Genomic DNA, 26,401 nt, shown 5'->3' with positions numbered 1-26,401 from the left:
ACGGTGTTATCGGCACAGGCCACAAGAACTTTACATTTGCGAAAGGGAAAAGCGCGGGAGTCAGAATGCGACGTCGACAATCAGCGTGTCGGTGTAGGTTCCGGCAGGCGGCGTGGCCTGGCTGGTCAGAACTTTGGCGGTGTAGTTGTAGGTACGTAAAAGCCCGTCCGTACTGACCTGCGATGAGCTGGCGCTGGCCCAGCGCTCGCTGCCGCTGCCGCCCCAGCGGTTGCTGGTCGCCTCTTTATAGATGTCGTAACTCATGAAGTTGCTGCCGCTGACCATACGACGCACGTTGTTCAGGGCGTTTGCCCCATTATTAATGCCTATGGTGTAGGTGCTGCCCTTGGTGCAGGTGACGGCGACCGACTGTGAAACGGTGGGAAAATTTTGCACCAGCGGCGCGCTGTTAAAATTCACGTCCGGCGTGGTCATGGTGCTGCAATCGTTGGTGACGGTCATGTTGAGGAGGATAGAGGTGGTTGCCGTGCCGGTTTGCGGGGTCAGGCACGCTCCGACCGCGCCAACGGCGCACACGTTGTAGTTAATGCTGAACGTTAACAGCACCTGATACGGCCCGGCGGTGACGTTCTGCCCCATTACGGTCCGGAAATAAAGGGGAATGTTGTAGCGCCTTGAACCCAGCAGCCCGAGCAGCGTGTTTCCGCTCCAGGTATAGGCTTTGCTGATTTGTACTTCACTGTTTCCGCCGCAGCCGGACGCCCCGCACAGGCGCACAGGGATGACATCGGTAATAGCCGCGTTGTCCGTACGCTTCATGGTCGCCCGGCTATTCGCGAAGACGGATGCCGAGGTGTAATTCAGCGTCACCGAGTCGTTGGTTAACAGGTTGAGAACGGTATCGCAGGTCACCACCAGTGTGCCCGTCGTTTCCACTTCCCCGGTACCGCTGAGTGCGAACGAGGTGACGCTGCCAAACGAGGCATTCACCGTACTGACGGTGCAGGCCGCCCAGCTGCCGCCGGAGCACAGCAGCAGGAGCGCGATTAACAGGCGTCTCACGGCGCCTCCCGACAGGTCAGCGGACCGTAGGTTTGCAGCTTATGTTCAGGGTTTGCGCCAACGGTCAGCGTTGCCGTACAGCGTTTACCCTCCGGGGTGATGACCTCGAGCGGATTCACGTCGTTGAGGTTTTCCAGCCAGGCGAGGCCGTCGTAGCCGACAACCGCGCTGCTGCGGGACGCGCGTCTGACCTGGCTTCCCACCGGGATCGCATTGCCCTGCGCATCGTGCAGGATCACGCTGGCAACCCGCTCCTGCTCCATCGGGAAATCCACCAGATAACCGTTATGCCGACGAATCGCCACCCGACGCTCGGTCTCTTTCAGCCGGGTATCCGCGGGTAAGTTCAGGGTATCGATGCGGTAACTTGCCGGGTAATAGGCGGAAACGCCGCTCACCAGCAGATAGCCTTTGTTATTGGTTTTACCGACCGGCTGGTTTTCGTAGCTGACGGGAACATCCGGATGACCGTCGGTGCTGATCACCACAAACGCATCGTTGATTTTGTTCGCCGCAAACAGTTCACCGTCCATCAGCACGACAGAACCCATCGCCTCGCCCCACCAGGTCATCATGCCCTTCTCACCATAGCCGCCGCCCTGTAGCTCCACGTTGTTATTCCGCCAGCCGAGCGTGGCCTGCTGATAGTTACTCGACCGCGACTGGTTGGCCCAGGCCATGTTCCAGCTAAAGCCGCCGTCTGAAGGCATCGAGTGGTTGTAGTTAATGCGTTGAGTGCTGCCTGCGTCAGGGGTGTTTTCAAAGGTGACGGCGGCGCTGTCACGTTCGCCGAGGGGGACCTGCAACGACAGCGCAACCGTCCAGTCGCCTCGCTGCTGGTCACGGCTGGCAGCCAGATAAATACTGCTTGAGCCCCACAGATTACGGCTCCAGGAGAGGTTGAGCAGCTCAGTTTTCTGGCTGTCAAAACTCTCAACCCCGATCCACGCCGCGCCGATATTGCCGTATCCGCCGAGGTTAAAGGTTAAGGAATACTGGTCGGTATTGCGGCTCAGGCTGGCAACGGGGTTATCATTTTCATCATAAACGGTGGGCTGATCGTACAGAGCGAGGTTGCCGAAGCCACGGTCGCGTCGGGTATGCTGGGTCGCTACGCTAAACTCGCTGGTGTTGTACTGATAGCCCCAGTTTATCTGGCCGCCGCTATCGCCGCGCATGCGGCTTTGGGTCCACGAGGTATTTACCACGCCAAAACGCCCGAGCTTCAACACCGTGCCCGCACCCCCGAGCGCCAGCGACTCCGCCCCTTCCGCATGCCCCTCCAGCGTCAGCCAGTCGGTCACCCCGTAGCGGTACGATCCGCTGCCCGCCGCCGGGCCATAGTCATAATTCTCAATACCGTAGTTACGCCGCAGGCTGCCCAGCGTCACGGCGCCGTCGCTTAACCCCTGCTTAAGCAGATCGCTGCTGACATAAAACGGCAGCGTGGTACTCACCTGACGTCCCAGCGCATCCGTGGTAACCAGTACCGCATCCCCGGCACCGTTGATATACGGCAGATTGGTGAGGGTAAACGGCCCCGGCTGAAGGCGGGTGGAGCCGGAACGGTAGCCATTAATAAAGAGATCGACCGAGGTCGGGACGGCCGCCTCGCCGGAAAACGCGGGCAGTGGCCAGGTCACCAGATCCGGACGCAGGGAGAAGTCGCGCCCGTAGCTGATCCCGCCCATGCGCACGCTGGTGCTCCAGCTCAGCGCATCGCTGATGACGTCCCCGGCGGACCAGGTGGTGGCATCCTCTTCGTTGGTGATCAGTAAGGTAGAGTCATAACGCACATACCCTTCCTGCTGCCCGCTGTTACCGGTGAAATTCTGCCGGGCGTAACCCGTCGATGAAAATGAATAATCCTCATTGAAATAGCGGAACTCGTGCCATACCGATGCCTGGCCGCCCGTGTGTTCGGAATGGTTGGTATAAACGTCGTAATTGAGCAGCGCGCCGCGGCCATAGTGCGGTTTGCTTTGCGTGCTCTGCTCACTGAAAGGCGTGACCCGCGCCGCGACCCAGTCCCGGGGGACCGTCAGCAACAGGCGCTGGGCCGTGCTGTCGTACTCTGCGCGTACCGACGTAAGCGTCGAGAGATTCACCTCTCCGGCTGGCACATGCGCGGGCGGCAGCCCGGCGCGGAGCAAATCCGCGCCCGAAATAAACCAGGCGCCCTCGCGCTGCGTCACCGGCACCACCAGACCCGTGTCATAGTGGTTCAGCACCAGGGCGAGCTGGAATACTGCTTCGCCGTTCATCGTCCGTGCATCCGGCGGCGGCGGTAAACTGTCGTCGCCGGTTTCGGCAAAGGCGCTGGTACTGACGCAAAGCAGGATCATCATCGCTGGTTTCAGTTGACGGGCGTCGATTGCCATTGCGTATCCCTGGCATTAATTTGCGCGCTCATCCGGTTCGGCTGATAAATCCCTGCCGGAAGCGGCCAGCTTCGGGTGCTGCCTGGCAGCACATAACCCAGCAGCCCCTCGGCAACCGTGCGTTTTTGCCCGCCCTGCTCAACCGCAACCTGGCTGAGCCGGACGTGTACATCCCCCTGATTGCGGACCTGAAGCGCGGGTTTCCCCCCCTCCTGAACGACCCGCCAGCTCAGCTGTTGAGTGTTCGCCAGCGCGTGGTGCGCCCCTTCGTTGAGGGTGGGGATCCCCTGCCCATAAACAAATAAGGGAATCGAATAGCGCATTTGCAGTTTGAGGCCCATGGACGGTTCCGCTTTGGCATCCGGCTGGGGAATTTCATCCACAATAATGCGGTAAGCCTGCTCAACCCCCGACGGGATCGTCCCCTGCTTGATGAGGCGAATAAGCTGTTTACTGCCTTTGGCGATGGTCACGATCGGCGGGCTGGCAACCACATCCTGCTGGGCGGTGTAACGCTCATATCCTCCCTCCTGCTTCCAGCGCACAATACGCACCTGCATTGTCGTGGCGCTGTTGCCCTGATTCTGGATCCACAATTCAGTTGCTCTGGCCTCTGCCGACAGCCACGGATCGATGGGCCACAGAAGAATGGTTGCCGCTGCCTGCGCCTGGCCCACTGCCAGAGCCGTTGCCCCCAACAGACCCACCAGGCCTGAACGCCTGAAAAATGGCTTCATCGATGTTCTCCCTTTCCTACCATGACAAGGTCACGGTGAGTTGATCTGAATATGTTCCCGGCAGGCTAAACCCCGTCAGGAGCGCGACGCCAAAAAGAGGCAGCGCGATGTTATTGCTGTTGGTATAGGTAATCGGTATGGCCTGGTTAACCCCAATTTCACTGTTCGCCGCCAGAGAGCTGCTGCTGTAGAGCCGGTAACCAACAACTTCGGTCCCGCCTGAACGCGTCATCCGTCGCACCGAGCTGTAATTCTGGCCGCCGTCAATGCTCATGCTCAGCGCCACGCCCGGCGTGCAGGCGATGGACAACGCGCCGTCGGCGACAAAGCTGGTGCTGACCGGCGTGTTGTCCACGCCATTGCGGGTTCCAAAATCCAGCGTCCCAAAGCGCCCGCCCGTGCCGGTACTCACCGAGCAGCCTGGTACTACCGTCGCGCTCACCCTGAAGGACTGGGAGGTCACCGCCCCGGCGTCGCAGATCATCATCAGCCCGACGATCAGGGCCAAAAAAGGGTGCACGACGCCCTCTGCGCTTTCGCACAGACATAAACACAATGCCTTCATGGCTGAATCAGTAGGTGACGCTGACGTTAATCGTGTCGGTATAGGTTCCCGGTACAACCGTTACGCTATTGCCGCCGCCCGTTATGCGCCCGTAGAGGGTATAGCTGTTCACCCCGCCCGCTGTGGAAGCTACGGGCAACGCGGCGTTGTTAGCGATCACGTTGTTGTACCCGCTGTCGCTATAGAGGCTATATGCCACGCCCTGTGCCGCATTGGCGGTGTTCACCAGATAGCGGGCGGGTGTGCCAGGGGTGCCGACAACGGTTCCGGGTGCGGTCGCGTTGGTGTTGCCGGTGATCGCCACCGTGTAACTGGCAGTGGTACATTGAATGGTAAAGGTGTTTCCGCCGCTGGCTCCGGTTAACTGGGTAGTCAGGGTGGAGAATGTCGCAGGATGGGTCCCGAAATCGAGTGTCCCGAAGTTAATGCCGTTTTGCGTTGGCGAGCCGTTGATCAAACAACCGTTCGTCAGCGTCAGCGTCGCCCCGATAGTACCGCTACTGGTGACTGCCAGCGCCTGACCGACAGTCGCCGCCGACAGCAGTGTACCCGCGCAGATAAAAAGAAGTTTTCTTTTCATTTACCACCCTCCAGAAGAAATAATGGTTCGCTTGCCCTATTTTATTCATACTGTTCAATATGTTAGCCCCGCTTAAACATTCCCCGGCGCGGTTACTGAGAATTTAGTTTATGGTTCACGCTTCAACCACTTTCAACGGAGAGGAGACACCCGCCCTTGAATTAACACACTATTAACAAATATTACAAAGAGTTAGCAAAATAAAACGGGCATTATTCTTGCTTAGGCTGAGGATATATCGCCTGTAATGTGATCTGAATCACAATATATCGTCATGATAAAAACAACGAATTTCATAAAAATTAAAAACAAGTTGTAACTCACGCAGCTTTACTTCAATTTATGCCTCGAATATTTTCCTGCGCTTAAATAAAAATTTTGTATGCATCGACGCAGGAAACTCTTTTAGCGCATAGAGGATCTTTTTGTGGCAAGTGCAAACAAACTCACGCTCTTCATCGTGATTTTCATGCTGGCGGGTATTCTTTCAGGTGCGGCGATCCATGAGTATGCTTCGTCCGACGCGATACAGGCCTGGTCGGAGAACATTACGCTGCTGACCGATATTTTCCTGCGGCTGATTAAGATGGTGATTGCCCCGCTGGTATTCAGCACCCTGACGGTGGGCATTATGAAGCTGGGTGAAACGTCGACGATTGGGCGCGTCGGGGGTAAAGCGATGGTGTGGTTTATCAGCTCATCCGTACTTTCCATTCTGGTGGGGCTGTTTATTGTTACCCTTGAACAACCCGGCAGCGGTCTGAACCTGAGCATTCCGACAGAGACGGTTGATACCGGCCTGGCCGTTAGCGGGATGTCGCTGAAAGCCTTCCTGTCACACACCATTCCAACCAGCATTGCCGGCGCGATGGCGAACAATGAGATCCTGCAAATTGTGGTCTTCTCGATGTTCTTCGGCATTGGCGGCGCGTCATTAGGTCAAAAATTCAACGCCCCGCTGGTGGCGGCGCTGGATGTGGTCTCCCACATTATGCTGAAAGTGACGGGCTACGTGATGTACGTTGCGCCGCTGGCCATTTTTGCCGCGATTTCGTCCGTGATTGCCACTCAGGGTCTGGGCATTTTGCTGAACTACGCCTCGTTTATTGGGGGTTACTATGTGGCAATCCTTCTGACCTGTCTGGTATTGCTGGCGGTAGGTTACATGGTGCTGAAAAAAGAGATTTTCCGTCTGGTGGCAATGCTGAAAGATCCGGTGCTGGTCGCGTTTACCACCAGCAGCTCAGAAGCGGCATACCCGAAAACGCTGGAGCAGTTAGCGCGCTTCGGCTGTTCACGTAATATCGCCTCTTTCGTCCTGCCGATTGGCTACTCGTTTAACCTGGTCGGCTCTATGGTGTACTGCTCGTTCGCCTCGATGTTTATCGCCCAGGCGTACAACATTCACCTGAGTTTCACCGAGGTGACGGTGCTGATGTTAACGCTGATGCTGGCTTCAAAAGGGATTGCGGGCGTACCGCGCTCGTCGCTGGTGGTGCTGGCGGCGACCATTCCGAGCTTTAACATTCCGGTGGCCGGGATCCTGCTGCTGATGGGGATTGACCATTTCCTGGATATGGGACGGTCCGCCATTAACGTGCTGGGGAACGGGATTGCGACGGCGATGCTGTCGCAGAATGAAGGGGCGCGGGAAGCGGAAGCAGCGCTGGTGGAGCAGGAGGCGTAAGGTTACAAAAGAGCCGGGTGGCGGCTTCGCCTTACCCGGCCTACGAATGGCTCGAACACGTAGGCCGGGTAAGGCGAAGCCGCCACCCGGCTTTGTTTTATGCTACATGGTTCGCCGCGATATCCAGCAGCGCCATCTCTTCGCTGTTCAGCAGCTTCTCAATATTCACCAGAATCAGCATACGCTCGCCGAGCGCACCCAGCCCCGTCAGGTATTCCGTCGACAGCGTGACCGCAAACTCCGGCGCAGGACGGATTTGATCTGCGGTCAGCGACAGTACATCAGACACGCCATCCACCACGATCCCCACCACGCGCTGCCCCAGATTCAGGACGATCACCACCGTGTTATCGTTGTACTCCACATCGCCCTGGCTGAACTTCACGCGCAGGTCCACGATAGGCACAATCACACCGCGCAGGTTGGTCACACCCTTGATAAACGCTGGCGTGTTCGCAATGCGCGTTACCTGGTCGTAACCGCGAATTTCCTGCACTTTCAGGATGTCGATACCGTACTCTTCATCACCTAAAGTGAAAACCAGGAATTCCTGTCCAGATGGCTCGCCCGCCAGTTTCGTTACGTTACTCATACCGGTCATGTTATTACCTTTTACTTAATCAGGCGGCTGTGTTCGCCACACGTTGTTCACGATTTAATCCCTGAAGTGCCGATACATCGACGATCAGCGCGACACTACCATCACCCAGGATGGTGGCAGCAGAGATCCCCGGCACTTTGCGGTAGTTACTTTCCAGGTTCTTAACCACCACCTGATGCTGACCAATCAGCTGATCGACCAGCAGTGCGTAGCGGCGTCCGGCGCTTTGCAGGATCACAACGATACCCTGCGTGGCCTCGGTTTTTGCCCCGTCCACTTCGAACACTTTCCACAGTTCCACCAGCGGCAGGTACTCGCCGCGCACTTCGAGCACGCGCTCGCCGCCCGCCAGCGGATGCAGATCTTCTTCACGCGGCTGGAGGGACTCCATCACCGCGTTCAGCGGCAGAATAAAGACTTCGTCCGCCACTTTAACGGACATGCCGTCAAGAATGGCCAGCGTCAGCGGCAGCAGGATACGAATCGTGGTGCCCGCGCCCTGCTTAGACTGGATCTCAACGTGACCGCCCATCTCCTGAATGTTACGTTTCACCACGTCCATGCCCACGCCGCGGCCGGAAACGTCGGTGACCTGCTCTGCGGTTGAGAAGCCCGGGGCAAAAATCAGCATGCCCACTTCTTCGTCGGTCATGTTTTCGTTGACCGCCATTCCCTGCGAGATCGCCTTCGCCAGAATGCGCTCGCGGTTCAGGCCCGCGCCGTCATCGGTCACTTCGATGCAGATGTTGCCGCCCTGATGTTCCGCTGACAGGATCAGGTTGCCCACGGGCGATTTTCCGGCTGCCACGCGGTTTTCCGGCAGCTCGATGCCGTGGTCGAGGCTGTTACGCACCAGGTGCGTTAACGGGTCGATAATGCGTTCAATCAGGCTCTTGTCCAGCTCGGTGGAGCTGCCCATCAGCGTGAGTTCGATCTGTTTGTTGAGCTTGCCGGCCAGGTCGCGCACCAGGCGCGGGAAGCGGCTGAAGACATATTCCATCGGCATCATACGGATGGACATCACCGATTCCTGCAAATCGCGGGCGTTACGTTGTAACTGGCCCATGCTGGTGATGAGATCGCCATGGGTCACCGGGTCCAGCTCGTTGGAGCGCTGGGCCAGCATCGACTGGGTGATCACCAGTTCACCGACCAGGTTGATCAGCTGATCCACTTTCTCCACCGCCACGCGAATGCTCGTGGACTCGCTGGAACGCGCCGCCGGTTTTTCACCACGGGCCGGGGCAGCCGTCTCTTTTGGCACGGCTTTCAGGGCCGGGACAGCGGCAACTACCGCAGGGGTATTCTCTGCCGGAGCTGGCGCTTCAACGGCCGCCGCCTCGGTTTCAAACGCAATCTGATCCGCTTCAATGACGAAGCAGAGCACCGCCACGATGTCATCCTGGCCGATCCCGCCGTCGAGCGTCGCGGCCAGGCTGTCTTTTCCCTTCACCACGTTGCTGAGCGTCGCCAGGTTCCCCAGCTCCTCTTCCAGCAGGTTGACCTCGTTCTCTTTCAGACGTGACAGTACCACGCGCAGTTTTCCTGCGGGCGCGTCAGGCGCCGTATCGGGTTCGGCCACGGCGTCAACAACGCTCAGTTTTGCCGCAGGGACAGCGGGCGCAGACGCCTCACCTTTGGCTTCCAGCGCTAACTGACGCAGCGCGTTGCAGATGTATTCAAAGCTGGCGGCATCAGGCTCTGCCGAACTTTTATAGGCGTCGAGCTGTTCCTGCATAATATCTTTCGTTTCCAAAAACAGGTTGATAATGTCGGTATTGAGCTGCATCTCACCGCGTCGTGCTTCATCCAGCAGGTTTTCCATTAAATGGGTGGTTTCCTGCAAAATGGTAAATCCAAACGTTCCGGCTCCGCCTTTAATGGAATGCGCCGCACGGAAGATGGCATTGAGCTGTTCTGAGTCCGGTGCCTCGGGCACCAGATCCAGCAAATGTTGCTCCATATCGGCCAACAATTCGTCGGCTTCATCAAAAAATGTCTGGTAAAAATCGGTAATATCCATGCTCACGCTATCACCTCGGATTGGCTGGTGGCGATGTTGGAACGGCAGCCGAAGGGACGGCCCCAGGCTGTTTTAAATCGTCCAGTGACTCATTCTGCCTTTCGGCGTTTTCATGCAGGATGGCCTGCTCCGCCTGCTGGTTCAGCACTAAAAGACTGATACGACGGTTGATGGCGTCATCCGGTCCGCGGTCGGTCAGGCGCATGGTTGCAGCCATGCCGACCACGCGCAGGACCTTGCCATCATCAAGCCCACCCGCCACCAGCTCGCGACGCGAGGCGTTGGCGCGATCGGCAGAAAGCTCCCAGTTGCTGTATCCCTTCTCTCCCGTGGCGTACGGGAAATCATCCGTGTGTCCGGACAGGCTAATGCGGTTAGGAATACCGTTCAGCACCGGTGCAATCGCACGCAGAATATCGCGCATGTAAGGCTCCACGTCGGCGCTGCCGGTTTTGAACATCGGCCTGTTCTGGCTGTCGATGATCTGAATACGCAGCCCTTCCTGCACCAGGTCAATTTTCAGATGCGGACGCAGCGCGCGCAGCTTAGGGTCCGCTTCAATCAGCTGATCCAGGTCACCGCGCAGTTTTTTCAGGCGCGCCTGCTCCATCCGTTTTTTCAGCTCGTCGATGTTCGGCTGTTTTTTCACTTCGCCCTGCTGCTGGGTGTAATCGTCACCGCCGCCGGGGATCGGGCTGTCGCTGTTCGAAATGCGTGGCCCGCCGGTGACCGCCGTCGCCAGCGGCGTCCTGAAATATTCCGCAATCTGGATAAGCTCTTTCGGGCTGGAGATGGAGATCAGCCACATCACCAGAAAGAAGGCCATCATGGCGGTCATAAAGTCGGCGTACGCGATCTTCCAGGAGCCGTGAGAACCGTGCCCGTGCCCCTTATGCTTGCGCTTTTTTACGATGACGATCGGATGGGACTGGTTTTTCATGCGTCCTCAGTTGTCGTCTGTTGGTTGGGGTTTTTCACTGCGCGCACGTGCTCTTCCAGTTCGATAAACGACGGACGTTCGCTGGAGTAGAGCGTCTTACGACCAAATTCGACGGCAATCGGTGGCGCATAACCGTTGAGGTTAGAGAGCAGCGTAATCTTCACGCACTGCATCATTTTGGTGGTTTCGGCGCTCTTCTGGCGCAGCACGCTCGCCAGCGGGGAGATAAAGCCGTAGGCCAGTAAAATACCGAGGAACGTCCCCACCATCGCGTGGGCAATCAGCGCCCCCAGCTCAGCCGCCGGGCGATCCGCCGAGGCCAGGGCATGCACCACGCCCATGACCGCCGCCACGATGCCGAACGCCGGAAGCGAGTCGCCCACCAGCGCCAGGCTGTTGGCCGGGACTTCGGATTCGCTCTCGTGGGTTTCTATCTCTTCGTCCATCAGGGCTTCAATTTCGAAGGTGTTCATGTTGCCGCTGATGATCAGGCGCAGGTAATCGACGATAAAATCGAGCATCATCGCGTCGGCCAGAATACGCGGGTAGCTGGCGAAAATTTCGCTCTCTTTCGGGTTTTCGATGTCCCGCTCCAGCGAGAACATCCCCTGCTGACGTGACTTCGCCATCAGGCGATAGAGCAGCGCCAGCAGATCCATATACATGCTTTTGGTGTATTTCGAGCGACGAAACAGCAGCGGAATCGCCTTCAGCGTGCCCTTGATCGATTTACCGTTGTTACCAACGATAAAAGCCCCTACCCCTGCACCGCCGATGATGACAAGTTCAGCCGGTTGATAGAGTGCTCCAAGGTGCCCGCCGGTCATCATGTAACCGCCAAAAACTGTACCGAGAACTACCAGGTAACCTAATAAGATAAGCACGACATCATCCTTCCGCTAGTGACTATGGCAGGACGTTCATTTCGAGCGCGAGACCTGAACGCAGGGTAAAAAAAAGCAGCGGTAATCGCTTACCGCTGCTGGAATCTTGCCCACAGGTTCGGGTTAAACAGCGTGTTCGATCTGTTCATCCAGCAGTTGTGGAATAATATCGGCAGCATCCCGGGAAAGTTTACGTCTTTTTACGGCTCGGGATGGAGGCTGGCACAAACTACAGGCGAAGCTGCCCGCAGGCTGGTGCGCGTGGGTAATAAAATTGCCGTCACAGCAGTTGCAGCGCGACAATTCAAGCATGCCGCTTTCAACAAAACGCACCAGCGTCCAGGCGCGGGTCAGCGCCAGCAGGGGTCCCTCTTCCTGCTGCGGGCATTGCTCAAGGTAAAGTTTGTAGGCTTTGATCACGGCATCAACGCCGCTGCATAAGCCCGTTTTAAGCAGGTACTGCCAGGCATTACAGAACATGGAAGCATGGATGTTCTGCTCCCAGGTCATGAACCAGTCAGTCGAAAACGGCAGCATGCCCTTTGGCGGCGGGCTACCACGCAATTCTTTGTACAGCTTGATCAGACGACCACGGCTTAGCTGCGTCTCGCTTTCCAGCATTTGTAAACGCGCGCCGAGCGTGATGAGTTCCATCGCCAGCTGGATATCACGGGCTTCCTGAACAATGCTTTTTTCGCTCATTGTTAAGCCCTTTTCTTCCGGGCTACGTCATCAGGCTGGCTGATTTCGTTGAGCAGGCGGGTGGAGAGAAGAATACCGGTGTGGATCTGTTGCAGATCGTCCACGCGGGATTCCTGAGTCAGACGCGTAATGGTCTGCGGGTTATCAAAACGGAACTGGCAGACAAGTTGATTGGTTTCAGCCAGCTTGACCATTTGCGGGAGGGTTAATCCACCCAGCATGGTTGCCATCTCTTCGTTAACACCCAGACGAAACATCGCTGACGGTTTGTCCTGACTAATCAAACGCTGCGCGAGCAATAAATACGACAAATTGATGTCATAAATATGTTTTAGCAACTCGGATGTATGCATTTTTCCCATCCCGAATAACCAACTATTATTTTTATGCGGAAAGACCGCACCCCGTGATGTCGCCGGGAAATCACCCGGTATAAAAAGAAAAGGCCAAATGCATAGTTGAATTTAGGTTTGTACGTCGTAAAGCGCGTGACCGGTTAACATGGCCAAAATGTCGGTTACACATTTTATCTTTTCTTACAAATAACTAAGATTTTTCCTAATTCGACGCAAACTCTACTCGTCAGTTTTGACACATACAATGCAGCCCCCCCTGGAATTTAAAAAAAATGTGATCTTCGTCACATAATTTACGCGAATGTAACCCATAAATCCATCAGCGTGACTTGTAATTTGGCTATTTATTGAGCAACCGAAGCTTGGTTATATTCTTATGGAACGAATACTCATGCAGAGGGATGAGGGGATCGGGTATGAAAATTGCTACGTCTAAGACGCATAGCCCTTCCGCGTCTGAACGGGCGAGAACGTCAGGGAACAGCCGGAGTTAATTAAGTAAAAACAGCAGGTTAAGTTTTCGATTCGAGAAACAAATTTCCAGGGGTAACCATCACGTTTGCGTTGACGATCGGTTAACGCGATTTAACAGCACGGAAGGCTAAATGTGTGATTTACGTTAAGTTGTTAATTACTTTCATTTAGCGCCCCCATTTCGTTATTCTTCTTATAAGAATAATTAATGAATAATTATGATAAGGTTCACACTATTGTCGCATGTACCTCTTGCAGAAGCGGCAGATTCGCGGTAAAGCTTGAGAAACGTGTCATTCTGACATAAAAGGAGTGTGTGATGAGTTACTCCCATCTTCTTGTTTCTGTTGCTGTTTCCCCAGAAAGTCATCAACTCGTCGCCCGTGCCGTTTCCATTGCCCGCCCGAACAACGCTCGCATAAGTCTGATCACCCTGGCAGCTGAACCCGAAATGTATAATCAACTGGCAGCGCCTATGCTGGAAGATATTCGTGAGGTTCTTCAGGAGGAAACGCAGCAATTTCTGCGCGAACTGGTTGAGCGGGCAAACTATCCTGTCCATCAGACGGTGATTGCCACCGGGGAGTTAAGTGGACATATTCTCGACATTTGTCGGAAACAGAATATTGACCTGGTTATTTGCGGAAATCATAACCAGAGCTTTTTTTCCCGGGCGGCATGCTCGGCAAAATCCATCGTTTCGTCAAGCCAGGTGGATGTCCTGCTGGTGCCTCTCGGGGGCAATTAATGCCCCCGAAGAAAATCAGGCGAGTTTAGGGAAGGTCGCGATCTTTTTTTGCAGATCACCTTCCTGACTTTGCGGCTGGATCGCGCGCAAATCGTCAATAAAACGCGCCTGCCAGCGGTTGATATCATTCCTGACGATGGTCTCCATCATTTCCGAATGACGTGAAATACGTTCCGCAAGCGGCATGGTTAACGCGCGGTTCAGGGCATTTGCCACGTCATCGCGATCGTAAGGGTTCACAATCAGCGCTGAAGTTAACTCGTTTGCCGCACCGGCAAATTGGGACAGCACCAGCACGCCCGGGTCAGCAGGATCTTGTGCTGCTACATACTCTTTTGCCACCAGATTCATCCCGTCGCGCAGCGGCGTGACCAGCCCGACGTCGGCATAGCGGAACACTTTCATCAGGATTTTGCGCTCAAAGTGCTGATTCAGATAGAAAAGTGGTGTCCAGCCGAGCTGACCATAGCGCCCGTTGATGCGCCCTGCTTCGGTCTCCAGCTGGTGACGAATATCCTGGTAGGCCTGAACCTCACCGCGCGAGGTCGGCGCTATCTGGGTGTAGCGGATCTTGCCGTGATGCTGCGGGAATTTATCCAGCAGGGTTTCATAGGCGAGGAATCGCTCCGGCAACCCTTTGGAATAATCCAGTCGTTCAACCGAAAAGATATTCTTAACGTGCTTGAGTTCGTCCTTGAGCTGGGCAAGCTTCGGCGGCAGCGGACCGGAGGCCTGCTCGGCGATTTCGTCTGGCTCAATACCAATCGGGTAGACTTCGGTATGGAAATTTCGTCCCCACGCGGTGTGAGATTTGCCGCCGTGAGTGACCAGCCGGGTTTTACCCGAGACGCTGTCGAGGAAGGCCAGCCTGTCATTTTCCGTCTGGAAGCCGAGCAGGTCGTAATCTGACAGCGCCTCCAGGATCTCTTCGTGCTGCGGCAGCGCCGTAAAGATCTCCGGGGTCGGGAACGGAATATGCAGGAAGAAGCCGATCCGGTTCTTCACACCCCGTTTCCGCAGCTCCCTTGCGAAGGGCAGCAGATGGTAATCGTGGATCCATAAAATATCGTCTTCTTCGATCAGCGGCAGCAGTTTATCTGCCAGCAGCGCGTTAACGCGCATGTAGCCTTCATAGGATTCACGCTGGAATTTCACCAGATCCAGACGATAGTGAAACGCTGGCCACAGCACGGCGTTTGAGAACTCGGAATAATATTCATCGTAGTCCTTCTCGCTAAGAGCGAAGGAGGCCCACGTGATATTGCCCCGTGACACCTTTTTTAGCGGTTTCTCTTCATTACTGATTTCCCCGCTCCAGCCAAACCAGAGACCACCCGCGGCTTTGAGGGCACCTAATACCCCGACCGCCAGGCCACCGGCACTGGCTTTTTTATCATCCGGCGGTGCGATGCGATTAGAGACGACGACTAAGCGACCCATAATGATTTCTCCCGTTGTTTTGCGCTATTTGTTGTTGTTGCTGGTTAGCGACGTCAGATATCCACTGCCAGACGCTGGCGACATTTTCCAGCCGCCATCCGGCAATGGTTTCACCAGATCCAACCTTGACAGACATGCCCTGGGCCTGGTTTACCACCCTGAACCCGGCCTCGTCGGTCAGGTCATCCCCAAAAAAGACTGGCGTACGCCCTTTGAACGGCGCTTCCTCCATAAACGCTGCAATGGCAGCGCCTTTATTAATTCCTGCCGGTTTAATCTCGACCACACATTTACCCGGCTGTAACGCCAGCTCCGGATGGGCTTCCGCCACGCTTCTTGCTATCGCAAAGATCGCTGCCTCATGATGGGGCGCCTGACGGTAGTGCAGCGCAAAGGCCATGCCTTTGGCTTCCAGTTCCGTACCGGGAAGCATTTCCAGAGCCGAAGAGAGTTGCGCATGCAGCGCCTGAATCAGCGTGTCGGGGAGTGAAACTATATGCAGTTGATCATGGATATCGCGGCGCTCCGCTCCGTGCACACCGGCCAGCGGAAAGTGATAAGGACTGGCGAGCACGTCCAGCTCGGCCATTGAGCGCCCTGAAATCAATGCCAGTGCCCCCTCGTTCTGTCGGGAGAGCTGCTGCAAATTCTCTAACACCGTGTCCGGTACAACAACGTCATCCGGATGCGGTTCAATCCCGGCGAGCGTCCCGTCGAGGTCAAAAAAGAAAGCAAATTTTCCGGGCAGTACAGGCGGTGCGGTTAACAAGTCAGCCACCCTAATCCTCCTTACAGTGAACAAAACAGCCATGTAAGTATAGACAGTGTGACGGCGCTCGCCATTTGGCAACCGGCCCGTCAGCAAAACTGGCGGGCCGGTCAGGGGGTCAACTATGGTTAATAGTTGAGCATATTGATGGCTAAAAATAAATCAGACGGTACGCTTCGCTTTTTGCTTGTAACGGTCGAAAATCACCGCTGCCAGCAGGATCAGGCCGCGTACGACGTACTGGGAGAACGGAGAAATATTAAGCAGGTTCATGGCGTTCTCTACAGTCCCCAGAATCAGGATCCCCGCCACCACATATGAGATTTTTCCGATGCCACCCTTGAGGGAAACGCCCCCTAAAACGCAGGCTGAGATGACGATCAGCTCATAACCGATAGAGGTCATTGGCTGGCCGCTGGTCATACGCGACGCCAGAATAATCCCCGCCGCCGCCGATACCAGCCCGGAAAGCACGAAGATAATGATCTTGGTCCGTACGACCGGGACACCCGCCAGACGCGCCGCCTCTTCATTGCCGCCAATCGCCAGCGTGTTACGGCCAAACGTGGTGCGGTTAAGCAGGAAGCCGAACAGGATCAAACAGCCTACCGTCAGCCAGATTGGCGCAGGCAGCCCCAGCCAGTTGGCATAGCCCAGCGTGAAGAAACGCTCGTCTTCAATCCCGACCGCTTTACCGTCGGAGATGATATAGGCCAGACCGCGCACGATTTGCATGGTCGCCAGCGTCGTAATCAGGGCGTTAATCTTCAGGCGCGCGATGACAAACCCGTTCACCAGGCCGCTCAGCACGCCGAGCAGCAGCCCGGCCAGCACGCCGATCCACAGGCTTTCGGTCATGTTGATCACCACGGCAGTGGTGACGCCGGCACAGGCAATCACCGAGGCGACCGACAGGTCAAAATCACCGGAGGCCAGGCAGAACAGCATTCCGCAGGCCACCATGCCGGACATGGAGATAGCCAGCCCCAGCCCCTTCATATTGATGAACGTGGCGAAGTTCGGCACAAAAATCGCGCAGGCGACGAACAGGGCAGCAAAGACCACCAGCATGCCGTACTGGTCCCAGATGCGGCCAAAACTGAAAGCCGACTTCGGCGCTCCGGATGTAGTAACAGAGGACATCATTGACTCCTTACTCAGGCGACAGCCTGGCTAACTTTAGGCATGGCGAGACTCAACGCCTGTTGTTCATTCGCCTGTTCATGCAGCAATTCACCGGCAATTTCACCTTCACGCATCACAACAATGCGGTCGGCGACGCCCAGCACCTCGGGCAGATCGCTGGAGGCGAACAGGACCGCCACACCGCGTTTTGCCAGTTCATAGATGACGTTATAGATTTCGTGTTTCGCCCCCACGTCGATACCGCGCGTTGGTTCATCCAGCAAAATGACCTTCATGTCTTCCGACAGCCAGCGCCCCAGAATGGCTTTTTGCTGGTTGCCGCCGGACAGGTTCATGATTAGCTGTTCAGCGCCGGGGGTTTTAATGTTCAGCGAACGGATATGGTGATCCGCGTTGCTCGCCTCCCAGCCGTCGTTAATCAGGCATCCCGCGCGGATAAACTTGCGCCGGGCAGAGATGTTGATGTTGTCGCGCACCGAGTGCACCGGAATAATGCCTTCGGCCTTTCGATCCTCCGGGCAGAGCATAATCCCCGCGTTAATCGCCTGCGCAGGCTTCTGAATATCGACCTTTTTCCCGTCGACGAAAACCTGGCCCTGGGTTATGCGCGTCCCGCCAAACAGCCCTTTCATCAGCTCGCTGCGCCCTGCCCCCACAAGGCCAAACAGCCCGACGATTTCGCCGCTGCGCACCGAGAGTGAAATGGGCGTGCGCACGCCCGGGGCTTTGACGTTATCCAGACGCAGACGCTCCGGGCCATACTCACGCGGTTTCCAGTGGTAAATATCCCCCAGATCGCGTCCGACCATCGCCTGCACCAGTTGGTCATGATTGACCTGCTGCATATCGGTGAAGGTGCGCACGTAGCGGCCATCTTTAAACACGGTGATGGCATCGCTTAAGGCAAAAATCTCTTCCATACGGTGAGAAACGTACAGAATGATGCGGCCCTCTTTGCGCAGCTCGCGGATCACGCGAAAGAGATTTTCTATTTCACGCGCCGAGAGCGAACTGGTTGGCTCATCGAAAGCGATGATCTTGGCGTTACGCGCCAGCGCTTTGGCAATTTCCACCATCTGCCACTGGCCGATGGAGAGATACTTAAGGGGCGTTTGCGGATCGACATCCAGCCCAAGGTGCTTGAGCTGCAAGCCCGCTTCATAGTTGAGCAGCGAGCGGTTGACCACGCCGCTTTTATGCGGAAGCTGGCCCAGATAGATGTTCTCCGCCACGGTCATTTCAGGAATGAGATGCAGCTCCTGATAGATGATGGCGACGCCCGCGTTTAATGCTGCCGTAGTGTCGGCAAAGGCCACCTCTTCGCCGCGAATAGCCAGCGTGCCGGTGGTGGGCGTGTAGTTGCCGCTGAGAATTTTGAGTAGCGTGGATTTTCCCGCGCCGTTCTCCCCCATCAGGGCGTGAACCTGGCCGGCATAGCAGTCGAAGCTGATATCGGTCAGCGCGTTTACACCGGGGAACGTTTTACCGATGCCGCGGAAAGAGAGATACGGATCAGACTGTTGCATAACGACTCCGTGATTCCTGTAGTGTGTACGTCTGGCCCCTCACGGTGAGTAAGGGGCGCAATCACAGCGTATTACTTACCGCCCAGTCCTTTTTTCGCCAGCTCCTCTTTGAAGTTATCGCGGGTGATCAGCACCACATCGGTCACTTCGGTGAATTTCGGCGGTTCAACCCCTTTGGTCACCCAGTTGTAGAGCATTTCGCTGGATTTATAGCCGTGGACATCCGGGCTTGGCAGCAGAGAGCCATAAAAGCCGGTCGCCTGCGCTTTTGACAGTTCGCTCACGGCGTCAACGCCGTTGATGCCGATCCCGATTACGTCCGGTGCTTTAAAGCCCTGGCCTTCCGTTGCACGCACGCCGCCCAGTACGGTGTTGTCGTTCATCCCCACCACCAGCCAGTGCTTCACTTCCGGATGCTGGACGAGCATGGAGTTCGCCGCATCAAAGGCGCCCGGAATATCGTTGGATTTGGTCGGGACTTTGTAGATCTGTTTTTCCGGGAAGCCAGCCGCTTTCAGGGCGTCCATGGACCCGGTGGTACGACGACGGGCGGTGTCCAGCTCGTCAGCGGTAATGGCCATCACGGCGGTCTCTTTGACATCCCAGCCGCGTTTTTGCATCTCTTTATAGAGCTCCTGGCCCTGACGCTCACCGATTTTAGTGGCCGCCATCATTACCAGCGGAACGGTATCCATCGGTTTACCTTTGGCATTCACGAACTGATCGTCCACCGCAATCACTTTCATGTCGTAACCGCGCGCTTTCGCGGCAATCGCGGACCCCAGTTTTGGATCCGGCGTACAGATAACGAAACCTTTCGCGCCGCTGGCCGCCAGGCTATCAATGGCGTTCAGCGTTTTCTCACCGTCAGGTACGGCGATTTTAATTACCTCAAATCCCAAATCTTTTCCGGCTTTATCAGCAAATTTCCATTCGGTCTGGAACCACGGCTCTTCCGGCTGTTTAACCAGAAAACCGAGCTTTAAATTTTCAGCGATAGCGGATTGTGACATAACGGCAGCCAGGCCGATGGCCGCCAGCGCTTTAGTAAATTTGTGCATGGTAAACTCCAGCTTTAGCATTCTTATCTGTAGGGAATAATGGCGAACGACTTATTTAATCGGACTTAAAACAAGGCATTAGCGCTTACCTCGTCATAAGCGTTATTGCTGGAGATAGTTTTAGCGGGAAATTAATCATCCATAAGAGAGCAACATCACACCGCAGAATTACAGTAATTGCGTACATAAATTCAGCGGAAAATGACATAAAAAAGGACGTAATTGTCCTACAAATGGAAAGGAGTTAAGCAGGATTATCCATAAGGTCAGCTAAGAAATCCCTGTAACCCGGACGCCTTAGCGCCCGGCAGAAAAATTACCAGCGGTAATAGATGTGTTCAGCATGATCGCGCACGGGGGCGTCGTCACCCAACAGACGAGCAGAGAGCGTCAGCGCAAAGTCAAAAGCGTGACCCAGCCCCTTGCCGCTGATGAGGTTATTATCCACCACGACCGGCGCATCCACATATATTCCATCATCAACGCTCTGCCACAGATCGCCGGAACAGACGTAGCGGCGCCCCTTCAGTAGCCCGTTACCGCCCAGCACCCGCGCGGCCGCAGAGCAGATCGGGCAGATGAGTTTGCCCTGCTCGTCATGGGCGGAAACAAAGCGGAGCACCTCCTGGTTAGCCGCAAGATTGACGCTGCCCTGCGGCCCACCGGGCAACACGACTGCGTCATACAGCGTATTAATGCGCTCCGTTAACGTACTGTCAGCCACCATGGGAATATTGTGGTAACTCACTACCGCACGGGACGCCGCGCAGGCCAGCGTCTCCACCTCAATCTGTAAACGCCGCAGAATATCAATCGTGATTATCGCTTCTGCTTCTTCAAAACCGGGTGCCAGCAGCACCGCAACGTTAGCCATCATAAACCTCAACGAATTAAACGATGTAAAACACTGTTTCATTTTCTCGGATTATCAGATAGCAATCTTGCGTCGCGATCACAGAACCGTATATTGAGTGAAAATTGATTTAGCTCAAATTTGATACAACAGGATATATTTGCAGATATTATTTCTGATTTAACACTTTTACAGAATTTCCCGCCAAAGAACGTTTCCTGAAACGATAAAAATGAGCAAAATTAACTTTATGTTCATAAAAATCAACAGTTTATATAAAACACAATCTCGTAACCCTCTTTCCATTCTGGGCTATATTTAAATTTGTAATGTATGGTAAACACAGCCCAATTAAGAGTTTTCTTAAGTCGAAGAGAAGCGTATGCTTATTTAAATCGAACACAGGAAGTGAATTTTCGAGTTTTTTTACCTTGCAGAAATCTATTTCTGCCCTTCAATCGTCAATACCTGCCGGGTCAGGTTAAGTAGCGGACATCAAGTCCCGCAGTCAATAAGGATATGAGAATGACTACCCAAACGATGATGCAAAAACTGAATGCCCAGATGAACCTGGAGTTTTATGCTTCCAATCTGCATCTGCATTTGAGCGCGTGGTGTTCCAGAAAAAGCCTCAACGGCACTGCCACCTTCTTTCGTACTCAGGCGCAAAGTAACGTCACGCACATGATGCGCGTCTTTAACTTTTTGAAAGCTGTCGGGGCAAACCCTACCGTCAAAGAGCTTGAAACGATTGAAGATAATTACACTTCTCTGGAAGATCTGTTCCAGAAAACGCTCGAAGAGTATGAGCAACGCTGTGCGAAGCTGAGCAAACTGGCTGATGAAGCCAAAGCGCAACAGGACATTATTACCCTCAAGTTTTTACGCGATATGGACAGAGAGCAGCAGCAGGATGGCATGCTGCTGAAGACGCTCGCAGATGAAATCCGCAATGCGAAACGCGCGGGGATTTGTCTGGAGCAGACGGACCGCCATCTTCTCGACATTGCTACCGTGCAACACCACTAAGTCCTTCACACGCACCCGTCAGGGCTGAGAGTTCCCCACAAAATAATGCCTGCACAGACGGCCCCCTCTCCCTTGAGGGAGAGGGCTGGGGTGAGGGGGAACATACGGCTCTGGTGGTCATTCCGTTCACGTTATGTTCCTTGCTACTCTGTCACGGCATAACCGGTGAACGTGCCAGGGTGGCTCAGTCGCCACCACCCTGGCGACCCGGGCTTCCGGCGGAAAATCGCCGCTTCGCGGTGCCTTCGGCTTATTCCTTCCGGCTCAGCGATTTACAGCCGGACCGAGGCATCGCTGAAAGCCCTCAGTTATTCTGAGGCAACGTTATAGCTTTTGCTTTCAAATTACTGGGGATCCCTCAGCCCGTCAGGGAGTGGGTACCAACTCCCTGCTTTTGCTGACATTTAACAAATCAGATCTTGCTCCCAATGAATAACCACACATCGTGTAATGATTTGTTTAATTACATTCATTGACGAGGGAGCATCATGATCACCATTGAGTTTATTGTCATTATCCTCTGCCTGCTGATAGGCACCCGCTTCGGCGGGATGGGCCTGGGGCTGATAAGCGGTATCGGCCTGTTTATTTTTAGTTTTGTCTTTGGTCTGCAACCCGGTAAACCGCCGGTTGACGTAATGCTCACAATCCTCGCCGTCATCGGCTGTGCGGCCACGCTACAGACCGCCGGTGGCCTGAATGTAATGATGCAGTTCGCAGAGCGCCTGCTGCGTAAACATCCCCAGCACATCACCCTTCTCGCGCCGTTTACCACCTGGATGTTGACCTTCCTGTGCGGGACCGGCCACGTCGTCTACACCATGTTTCCCATTATTGCGGATATCGCCCTGAAAAAAGGCATACGCCCGGAACGGCCGATGGCGGTGGCCTCGGTGGCCTCTCAGATGGCGATCACCGCCTCCCCCGTTTCCGTGGCCGTCGTTTCGCTGGTCTCGATTCTGGGTGCGCAGCACGGTATCGGCCACGCGTGGGGGATCCTCGAAATTCTTGCGGTCTCCGTACCGGCCTCACTGTCTGGCGTCGCCATTGCGGCACTGTGGAGCTTGCGTCGCGGGAAAAACCTCGCAGACGATCCTGAATTTCAGGAAAAGCTGAAAGATCCGAAACAGCGGGAGTTTATCTATGGAGGAACGGAGACGTTGATGGATCAGCGCTTCCCGAAACAGGCCTACTGGTCCACGTGGATCTTCTTCGCCGGGATTGCCGTTGTGGTCCTGCTGGGTGCGCTGCCCGAGCTGCGTCCGGCGTTTGAGATCAAAGGCAAAATGACGGCCCTGTCGATGAACCTTGTCATTCAAATGATGATGCTGATCGCCGGGGCCATTATGCTGATGACCTGCAAGGTAAATGCGTCGGCCATTTCAAACGGGGCGGTATTTAAGGCGGGGATGGTCGCGATTTTCTCGGTGTTTGGCGTGGCGTGGATGAGCGATACCTTTTTTCAGGCGCATCTCGACGAGCTGAAAATGGCGCTGGAGGGGGTGGTGAAGAGTCATCCCTGGACGTATGCCATCGTGCTCTTCCTGGTATCAAAACTGGTCAACAGCCAGGCTGCGGCCTTGACCGCGGTCGCCCCGATGGGGTTGATGCTGGGCATCGATCCGAAAATGCTGGTGGCCTTCTTCCCGGCATCCTACGGCTACTTTGTGCTGCCCACCTATCCGAGCGATCTGGCCTGTATTGGATTCGATCGCTCCGGCACCACCCGCATCGGTAAATTCATCATCAACCACAGCTTTATTCTGCCGGGGCTGATTGGCGTCAGCTGTGCCTGCGTGGTGAGCTATCTGCTGGTGCAGACGTTCTTCTGATCCTTCTGCGGGCGACAGGCTCTGTCGCCCTTCGACGTAAAAGCAGAAAAGAGTTTCTAATTTTAAAACATCGGTTTATTTTAGTGAGACTCACCCTGCGGTGTGAATCGGAGTTCAATCAGCGCAATCGCTTTCTGGATCGCGCGGAGCGTAACCGGGTCCGCCGCAGCAGGATGGTTGGTGAAATCGATGTTTTTCAGTTGGGTCGACATCTTTTCGCGTACCTCAACCGGCGCGATAACGTCAATCACATCAAGGATTTGTTTGATAACCAGCTGGCAGGCGACGACGTCAGATACCAGTTCCTGATCGGCGCTCAGGTTTTGTGACATGGGGTTCTCCTTATTCAAAGGCCGCCATAGTAGCAAAACAGACGCCCTTCCATCTCCCTCTCGTCGTCCGCAGACATAAAAAAACCTGCCGAAGCAGGTTTTTTTTATCAGAACATCGCACCCGGTGGGACGTCTTTAAACGTTGTGCAGTAGTTTGCCCACATGCTTTTCAGGATTTTGCGCAGTTTCATTATGTTGCTCCAGTAACGTGTTATGCAGGTGTTATTGTCAATACGCTTATAATATGACCACCATCACAAAAATCAACCATTTTGTGACCTGCGTCACGGTTATTAAACCCTCAGTGCTGCTGGTTTGTTAAAAAAAGCCATGATAAATCCGCACGTTACAGGCTTATAAATTCCAGTAAATGTTTATAAAATTTTTTGAGCGAGCAGGAAGAGAATGAGTGAAAACGTATCCGGCAAAGAGAGCCGTGGATTATCACCTGCGGCGCTGCTGGTGGCCGGTGCTTTCTTTATGGAGTTTCTGGACGGGACGGTGATCGCCACCGCGCTGCCGGATATGGCAAAAAGCTTCGGCGTACAGGCGGTGGATCTGAATATCGGCATCAGCGCCTATCTGATCACCCTGGCCGTGCTGATCCCCGCCAGCGGCTGGATCGCCGACCGCTTCGGCGCGCGAAAAGTGTTTGCCCTCGCGCTGGCGATCTTCACGCTGGCCTCGGTATTGTGCGGCCTGTCCACCACGCTCGATCAGTTCGTCGCGATGCGCGTCCTCCAGGGCATGGGTGGCGCGCTGATGGTGCCCGTGGGTCGCCTGGCCGTGCTACGCACCACGCCAAAACATCAGCTCATCACGGCAATCGCCACCCTGACGTGGCCTGCGCTGGTCGCGCCGATCATCGGCCCGCCGCTGGGTGGGTTCATTACCAGCTATGCCGACTGGCGCTGGATCTTCTTTATTAACGTGCCGCTGGGGATAATCGCCATTTTGCTGGCGCTGCGCATCATTCCAGACCTGCATGAAGATACGCGCCGCCCGTTTGATTTACCGGGTTTTGTTGTCACCACCCTTGCCATGGTAAGCCTGGTTTATGCGATGGAGTTGATGGGCGCAGAGCCACTGCGGACAGGATTAACCGCCACGCTGTTTATCGTCGGTGTCGTCGCCTTAAGCCTGGCGCTGCGTCACTTTAAGCGGGCAACCTGGCCGATGATCAGGCTCGATGCGATGCAGGTGCCAACGTTTCGCGTCACCCTGTACGGCGGATCGCTGTTTCGCGCCTCCATCAGCGCGGTTCCGTTCCTGCTACCGCTGATGTTCCAGGTCGGCTTTGGCATGGACGCGTTCCATTCTGGCCTGCTGGTGCTGGCGGTTTTCGTTGGCAATCTCACCATTAAACCGGCGACGACGCCGCTGATCCGCCGCCTGGGGTTTAAGCGGCTGTTGCTGATTAACGGTGCAATGAATGTCCTGGCGTTGCTGGCCTGCGCGTTTCTTACGCCGCAGACGCCCGCGTGGCTCGTCATGCTGATCCTCTATCTGGGCGGCGTTTTCCGTTCGATTCAGTTTACGGCCATCAGTACGCTGGCCTTTGCGGATGTGCCCCCGGCGCAGATGAGCTATGCCAATACCCTGTTTTCAACCGCAACGCAACTTGCCGTGGGGCTTGGGATCACGCTCGGGGCAATTGGTATTCGTATCGGGGAAAAAGTCAGTGAGGCGATAGGGGTTGCCAGTATGCCGGGAATGAGCTTCCGGCTGGCATTTGTGGCGATCGCGCTAATCTGCCTGGTGGGAATGGTTGACACGCTGCGTCTGACCAAAGATGCAGGCAGCGCGGTCTCTTCGAAAAAGTAAGGCTCTATGCCGGGCAGGCAACGCACCGCCCGGCAAAGTAAATCAGCCAACAATACCGCGCACGAAGGCTTCAATCTCTTTGTCCTGGCAGTTCTCGAAGAAGCACTGCTGGAAGCGCTGGCCCGAGACGGCGGTTTTAACCAGCTCAGGATCGATTGCACGCAGGGTATCCAGATAGTTTTCTTTCACCACCGCCGCTTTCACCTGGTTCAGGATCCCGGCGTTACGCACCTGCGGCTCTTTACGCTCTGGTGGATAGCCTTCGCCATTGCGTCCGGTAAAGGCTTTCTCAAAGATAAAGCGTACGTTCAGTTCTGCTCCCCAGCCGAAGCCCTTCGCAAACGGCAGAGAGAGCGCGTTACCGTTGTTGATTTGCGCAAACAGGAAAGCATCCGCAGGATCGATGCAGTAACCGCAAATCACACCCGGATGGATGTTCAGGGACATCAGCGCGCCCTGCCCGGTACCGCAGCCGGTAACAACAAAATCAACGGCTTTAGCGTTAAGCAGAATGCTCGCCATGATGCCCAGGTGAATATAGGTGAGATGATGATCGTTCTCATCACTCATACCGACGTTATAGACCGGGAAACCTTTCTCATCAGCAACGGCTTTCAGCTCATTAAGGATGATGGGATTCTTAGCGGCCTGGCTGTTTTCCATCATCAGTGCAATTTTCATCTTGTCTCTCCTGAATGCATGGCGGGCGATCCCGCTGTGGATACCTTTTCAACTTAACCTTACTATCAAACAAACACACTTTCAAATTAAGTGAAAACTTGTTTTAAAAAACAAAGATGCGCTCACAATTTCGCGCGGTGGCCCGGCTCGTTGCACAGTGAGAGGGCAGATCCTCCGGCTATTCCGGCCATTGCGTGCCATCGCGTT

25 protein-coding genes are annotated in these 26,401 nt (G+C 55.2%); 5 read left to right on the top strand and 20 right to left on the bottom strand.

Annotation, left to right across the window (positions count from 1 at the left end; all coding sequences use genetic code 11):
• Nucleotides 1-60: 60 nt before the first annotated feature.
• The 5 genes from RHN82_RS18980 to RHN82_RS18960 are packed head-to-tail and all read right to left on the bottom strand — an operon-like array spanning nucleotide 61 to nucleotide 5,286.
• Nucleotides 61-1,023, bottom strand: coding sequence for a spore coat U domain-containing protein (locus RHN82_RS18980; RefSeq protein WP_047051630.1), 963 nt, complete (start codon nucleotides 1,021-1,023; stop codon nucleotides 61-63).
• Complete coding sequence (locus RHN82_RS18975) at nucleotides 1,020-3,404, bottom strand: fimbria/pilus outer membrane usher protein (protein WP_047051631.1); 2,385 nt, start codon at nucleotides 3,402-3,404, stop codon at nucleotides 1,020-1,022. The genes RHN82_RS18980 and RHN82_RS18975 overlap by 4 nt, the downstream gene beginning before the upstream one ends.
• On the bottom strand, nucleotides 3,380-4,141 hold the full coding sequence (locus RHN82_RS18970; protein ID WP_047051632.1) for a molecular chaperone: 762 nt from the start codon (nucleotides 4,139-4,141) through the stop codon (nucleotides 3,380-3,382). The genes RHN82_RS18975 and RHN82_RS18970 overlap by 25 nt, the downstream gene beginning before the upstream one ends.
• 16 nt (nucleotides 4,142-4,157) lie before the next feature.
• Nucleotides 4,158-4,706 carry a spore coat U domain-containing protein gene (locus RHN82_RS18965; RefSeq protein ID WP_047051633.1) on the bottom strand — a complete coding sequence of 183 codons (549 nt, stop codon included), beginning with the start codon at nucleotides 4,704-4,706 and terminating at the stop codon, nucleotides 4,158-4,160.
• 7 nt (nucleotides 4,707-4,713) lie between these two features.
• Nucleotides 4,714-5,286: a spore coat protein U domain-containing protein gene (locus RHN82_RS18960; RefSeq protein WP_023303908.1), complete on the bottom strand. Its 573-nt coding sequence runs from the start codon at nucleotides 5,284-5,286 to the stop codon at nucleotides 4,714-4,716.
• A 427-nt stretch (nucleotides 5,287-5,713) separates the two neighbouring features.
• Between RHN82_RS18960 and RHN82_RS18955 the strand changes: the two genes are divergently transcribed.
• Nucleotides 5,714-6,973, top strand: coding sequence for a dicarboxylate/amino acid:cation symporter (locus RHN82_RS18955; RefSeq protein WP_047051634.1), 1,260 nt, complete (start codon nucleotides 5,714-5,716; stop codon nucleotides 6,971-6,973).
• A gap of 97 nt (nucleotides 6,974-7,070) precedes the next feature.
• On the opposite strand, the gene cheW is transcribed toward RHN82_RS18955, so the two are convergent.
• The 6 genes from cheW to flhD form a co-directional block, all read right to left on the bottom strand.
• Entirely contained in the window at nucleotides 7,071-7,574 is a 504-nt protein-coding gene (gene cheW / locus RHN82_RS18950; RefSeq protein WP_003859699.1) for a chemotaxis protein CheW, read from the bottom strand.
• 19 nt (nucleotides 7,575-7,593) lie between these two features.
• Nucleotides 7,594-9,603: a chemotaxis protein CheA gene (gene cheA, locus RHN82_RS18945; protein ID WP_047053599.1), complete on the bottom strand. Its 2,010-nt coding sequence runs from the start codon at nucleotides 9,601-9,603 to the stop codon at nucleotides 7,594-7,596.
• 4 nt (nucleotides 9,604-9,607) lie between these two features.
• The gene (motB, locus tag RHN82_RS18940) at nucleotides 9,608-10,537 is read right to left on the bottom strand and encodes a flagellar motor protein MotB (protein ID WP_047053598.1); all 930 of its coding nucleotides are present in this window, start codon (nucleotides 10,535-10,537) and stop codon (nucleotides 9,608-9,610) included.
• Nucleotides 10,534-11,421 carry a flagellar motor stator protein MotA gene (gene motA / locus RHN82_RS18935; RefSeq protein ID WP_003859696.1) on the bottom strand — a complete coding sequence of 296 codons (888 nt, stop codon included), beginning with the start codon at nucleotides 11,419-11,421 and terminating at the stop codon, nucleotides 10,534-10,536. Before motA ends, motB begins: the two co-directional genes overlap by 4 nt.
• A gap of 123 nt (nucleotides 11,422-11,544) precedes the next feature.
• The gene (gene flhC / locus RHN82_RS18930; RefSeq protein WP_003859695.1) at nucleotides 11,545-12,123 is read right to left on the bottom strand and encodes a flagellar transcriptional regulator FlhC; all 579 of its coding nucleotides are present in this window, start codon (nucleotides 12,121-12,123) and stop codon (nucleotides 11,545-11,547) included.
• A 2-nt stretch (nucleotides 12,124-12,125) separates the two neighbouring features.
• Complete coding sequence (gene flhD / locus RHN82_RS18925; protein ID WP_003859693.1) at nucleotides 12,126-12,476, bottom strand: flagellar transcriptional regulator FlhD; 351 nt, start codon at nucleotides 12,474-12,476, stop codon at nucleotides 12,126-12,128.
• Between the two features lie 796 nt (nucleotides 12,477-13,272).
• On the opposite strand from flhD, the gene uspC reads away from it, so the two are divergent.
• Entirely contained in the window at nucleotides 13,273-13,701 is a 429-nt protein-coding gene (gene uspC, locus RHN82_RS18920) for a universal stress protein UspC (RefSeq protein WP_047053596.1), read from the top strand.
• A gap of 15 nt (nucleotides 13,702-13,716) precedes the next feature.
• On the opposite strand, the gene otsA is transcribed toward uspC, so the two are convergent.
• The 6 genes from otsA to RHN82_RS18890 all read right to left on the bottom strand — a co-directional run bounded on the left by otsA (nucleotide 13,717) and on the right by RHN82_RS18890 (nucleotide 20,517).
• Nucleotides 13,717-15,141, bottom strand: a complete 1,425-nt coding sequence (gene otsA / locus RHN82_RS18915) for an alpha,alpha-trehalose-phosphate synthase (protein ID WP_047053594.1) — start codon at nucleotides 15,139-15,141, stop codon at nucleotides 13,717-13,719.
• Entirely contained in the window at nucleotides 15,116-15,919 is an 804-nt protein-coding gene (gene otsB / locus RHN82_RS18910; RefSeq protein ID WP_047053592.1) for a trehalose-phosphatase, read from the bottom strand. Before otsB ends, otsA begins: the two co-directional genes overlap by 26 nt.
• Before the next feature lie 153 nt (nucleotides 15,920-16,072).
• A complete protein-coding gene (gene araH / locus RHN82_RS18905) occupies nucleotides 16,073-17,053 on the bottom strand; it encodes an arabinose ABC transporter permease AraH (RefSeq protein ID WP_003859689.1) in 981 nt (326 codons plus the stop codon).
• Nucleotides 17,054-17,067: 14 nt separating this feature from the next.
• On the bottom strand, nucleotides 17,068-18,582 hold the full coding sequence (araG, locus tag RHN82_RS18900) for an L-arabinose ABC transporter ATP-binding protein AraG (RefSeq protein ID WP_003859688.1): 1,515 nt from the start codon (nucleotides 18,580-18,582) through the stop codon (nucleotides 17,068-17,070).
• Between the two features lie 71 nt (nucleotides 18,583-18,653).
• Entirely contained in the window at nucleotides 18,654-19,643 is a 990-nt protein-coding gene (araF, locus tag RHN82_RS18895) for an arabinose ABC transporter substrate-binding protein AraF (RefSeq protein ID WP_017384422.1), read from the bottom strand.
• 316 nt (nucleotides 19,644-19,959) lie between these two features.
• Nucleotides 19,960-20,517: a DJ-1/PfpI family protein gene (locus RHN82_RS18890; protein ID WP_047053611.1), complete on the bottom strand. Its 558-nt coding sequence runs from the start codon at nucleotides 20,515-20,517 to the stop codon at nucleotides 19,960-19,962.
• 504 nt (nucleotides 20,518-21,021) lie between these two features.
• On the opposite strand from RHN82_RS18890, the gene RHN82_RS18885 reads away from it, so the two are divergent.
• Both RHN82_RS18885 and RHN82_RS18880 read left to right on the top strand, forming a co-directional pair.
• Nucleotides 21,022-21,525, top strand: a complete 504-nt coding sequence (locus RHN82_RS18885) for a non-heme ferritin-like protein (RefSeq protein ID WP_032654009.1) — start codon at nucleotides 21,022-21,024, stop codon at nucleotides 21,523-21,525.
• 488 nt (nucleotides 21,526-22,013) lie between these two features.
• A complete protein-coding gene (locus tag RHN82_RS18880) occupies nucleotides 22,014-23,357 on the top strand; it encodes an anaerobic C4-dicarboxylate transporter (RefSeq protein WP_047053590.1) in 1,344 nt (447 codons plus the stop codon).
• 80 nt (nucleotides 23,358-23,437) lie between these two features.
• Here RHN82_RS18880 and RHN82_RS18875 read toward each other — a convergent pair whose 3' ends face one another.
• Both RHN82_RS18875 and azuC read right to left on the bottom strand, forming a co-directional pair.
• A complete protein-coding gene (locus tag RHN82_RS18875) occupies nucleotides 23,438-23,689 on the bottom strand; it encodes a DUF2766 family protein (protein WP_003859683.1) in 252 nt (83 codons plus the stop codon).
• A gap of 107 nt (nucleotides 23,690-23,796) precedes the next feature.
• Nucleotides 23,797-23,880: a stress response protein AzuC gene (gene azuC / locus RHN82_RS18870; protein ID WP_003859682.1), complete on the bottom strand. Its 84-nt coding sequence runs from the start codon at nucleotides 23,878-23,880 to the stop codon at nucleotides 23,797-23,799.
• Nucleotides 23,881-24,094: 214 nt separating this feature from the next.
• On the opposite strand from azuC, the gene RHN82_RS18865 reads away from it, so the two are divergent.
• A complete protein-coding gene (locus RHN82_RS18865; protein WP_047053588.1) occupies nucleotides 24,095-25,513 on the top strand; it encodes an MFS transporter in 1,419 nt (472 codons plus the stop codon).
• A gap of 42 nt (nucleotides 25,514-25,555) precedes the next feature.
• On the opposite strand, the gene RHN82_RS18860 is transcribed toward RHN82_RS18865, so the two are convergent.
• Nucleotides 25,556-26,194 (bottom strand): RpiB/LacA/LacB family sugar-phosphate isomerase, encoded by a 639-nt coding sequence (locus RHN82_RS18860; protein WP_003859680.1) that lies wholly within the window; start codon nucleotides 26,192-26,194, stop codon nucleotides 25,556-25,558.
• Nucleotides 26,195-26,401: the final 207 nt, after the last annotated feature.

The sequence above is a fragment of the Enterobacter cloacae complex sp. EB5 genome (assembly GCF_031432835.1).
In the GTDB taxonomy this organism is placed as follows: Bacteria; Pseudomonadota; Gammaproteobacteria; order Enterobacterales; family Enterobacteriaceae; genus Enterobacter; species Enterobacter hormaechei_C.
The sequence above is the reverse complement of the archived record's forward strand: the minus strand, read 5'-3'. Positions and strand labels throughout refer to the sequence as shown.

What these genes read in the sequence shown, in the direction of transcription:
- flhD (WP_003859693.1), bottom strand. Translation starts at nt 12,476, where the DNA reads ATGCATACATCCGAGTTGCTAAAACATATTTATGACATCAATTTGTCG.
- RHN82_RS18880 (WP_047053590.1), top strand. Translation starts at nt 22,014, where the DNA reads ATGATCACCATTGAGTTTATTGTCATTATCCTCTGCCTGCTGATAGGC.
- araF (WP_017384422.1), bottom strand. Translation starts at nt 19,643, where the DNA reads ATGCACAAATTTACTAAAGCGCTGGCGGCCATCGGCCTGGCTGCCGTT.
- RHN82_RS18860 (WP_003859680.1), bottom strand. Translation starts at nt 26,194, where the DNA reads ATGAAAATTGCACTGATGATGGAAAACAGCCAGGCCGCTAAGAATCCC.
- RHN82_RS18965 (WP_047051633.1), bottom strand. Translation starts at nt 4,706, where the DNA reads ATGAAGGCATTGTGTTTATGTCTGTGCGAAAGCGCAGAGGGCGTCGTG.
- motB (WP_047053598.1), bottom strand. Translation starts at nt 10,537, where the DNA reads ATGAAAAACCAGTCCCATCCGATCGTCATCGTAAAAAAGCGCAAGCAT.
- RHN82_RS18975 (WP_047051631.1), bottom strand. Translation starts at nt 3,404, where the DNA reads ATGGCAATCGACGCCCGTCAACTGAAACCAGCGATGATGATCCTGCTT.
- azuC (WP_003859682.1), bottom strand. Translation starts at nt 23,880, where the DNA reads ATGAAACTGCGCAAAATCCTGAAAAGCATGTGGGCAAACTACTGCACA.
- cheW (WP_003859699.1), bottom strand. Translation starts at nt 7,574, where the DNA reads ATGACCGGTATGAGTAACGTAACGAAACTGGCGGGCGAGCCATCTGGA.
- RHN82_RS18960 (WP_023303908.1), bottom strand. Translation starts at nt 5,286, where the DNA reads ATGAAAAGAAAACTTCTTTTTATCTGCGCGGGTACACTGCTGTCGGCG.
- uspC (WP_047053596.1), top strand. Translation starts at nt 13,273, where the DNA reads ATGAGTTACTCCCATCTTCTTGTTTCTGTTGCTGTTTCCCCAGAAAGT.
- RHN82_RS18970 (WP_047051632.1), bottom strand. Translation starts at nt 4,141, where the DNA reads ATGAAGCCATTTTTCAGGCGTTCAGGCCTGGTGGGTCTGTTGGGGGCA.
- flhC (WP_003859695.1), bottom strand. Translation starts at nt 12,123, where the DNA reads ATGAGCGAAAAAAGCATTGTTCAGGAAGCCCGTGATATCCAGCTGGCG.
- araG (WP_003859688.1), bottom strand. Translation starts at nt 18,582, where the DNA reads ATGCAACAGTCTGATCCGTATCTCTCTTTCCGCGGCATCGGTAAAACG.
- otsA (WP_047053594.1), bottom strand. Translation starts at nt 15,141, where the DNA reads ATGGGTCGCTTAGTCGTCGTCTCTAATCGCATCGCACCGCCGGATGAT.
- RHN82_RS18885 (WP_032654009.1), top strand. Translation starts at nt 21,022, where the DNA reads ATGACTACCCAAACGATGATGCAAAAACTGAATGCCCAGATGAACCTG.
- RHN82_RS18865 (WP_047053588.1), top strand. Translation starts at nt 24,095, where the DNA reads ATGAGTGAAAACGTATCCGGCAAAGAGAGCCGTGGATTATCACCTGCG.
- RHN82_RS18890 (WP_047053611.1), bottom strand. Translation starts at nt 20,517, where the DNA reads ATGGCTAACGTTGCGGTGCTGCTGGCACCCGGTTTTGAAGAAGCAGAA.
- araH (WP_003859689.1), bottom strand. Translation starts at nt 17,053, where the DNA reads ATGTCCTCTGTTACTACATCCGGAGCGCCGAAGTCGGCTTTCAGTTTT.
- RHN82_RS18875 (WP_003859683.1), bottom strand. Translation starts at nt 23,689, where the DNA reads ATGTCACAAAACCTGAGCGCCGATCAGGAACTGGTATCTGACGTCGTC.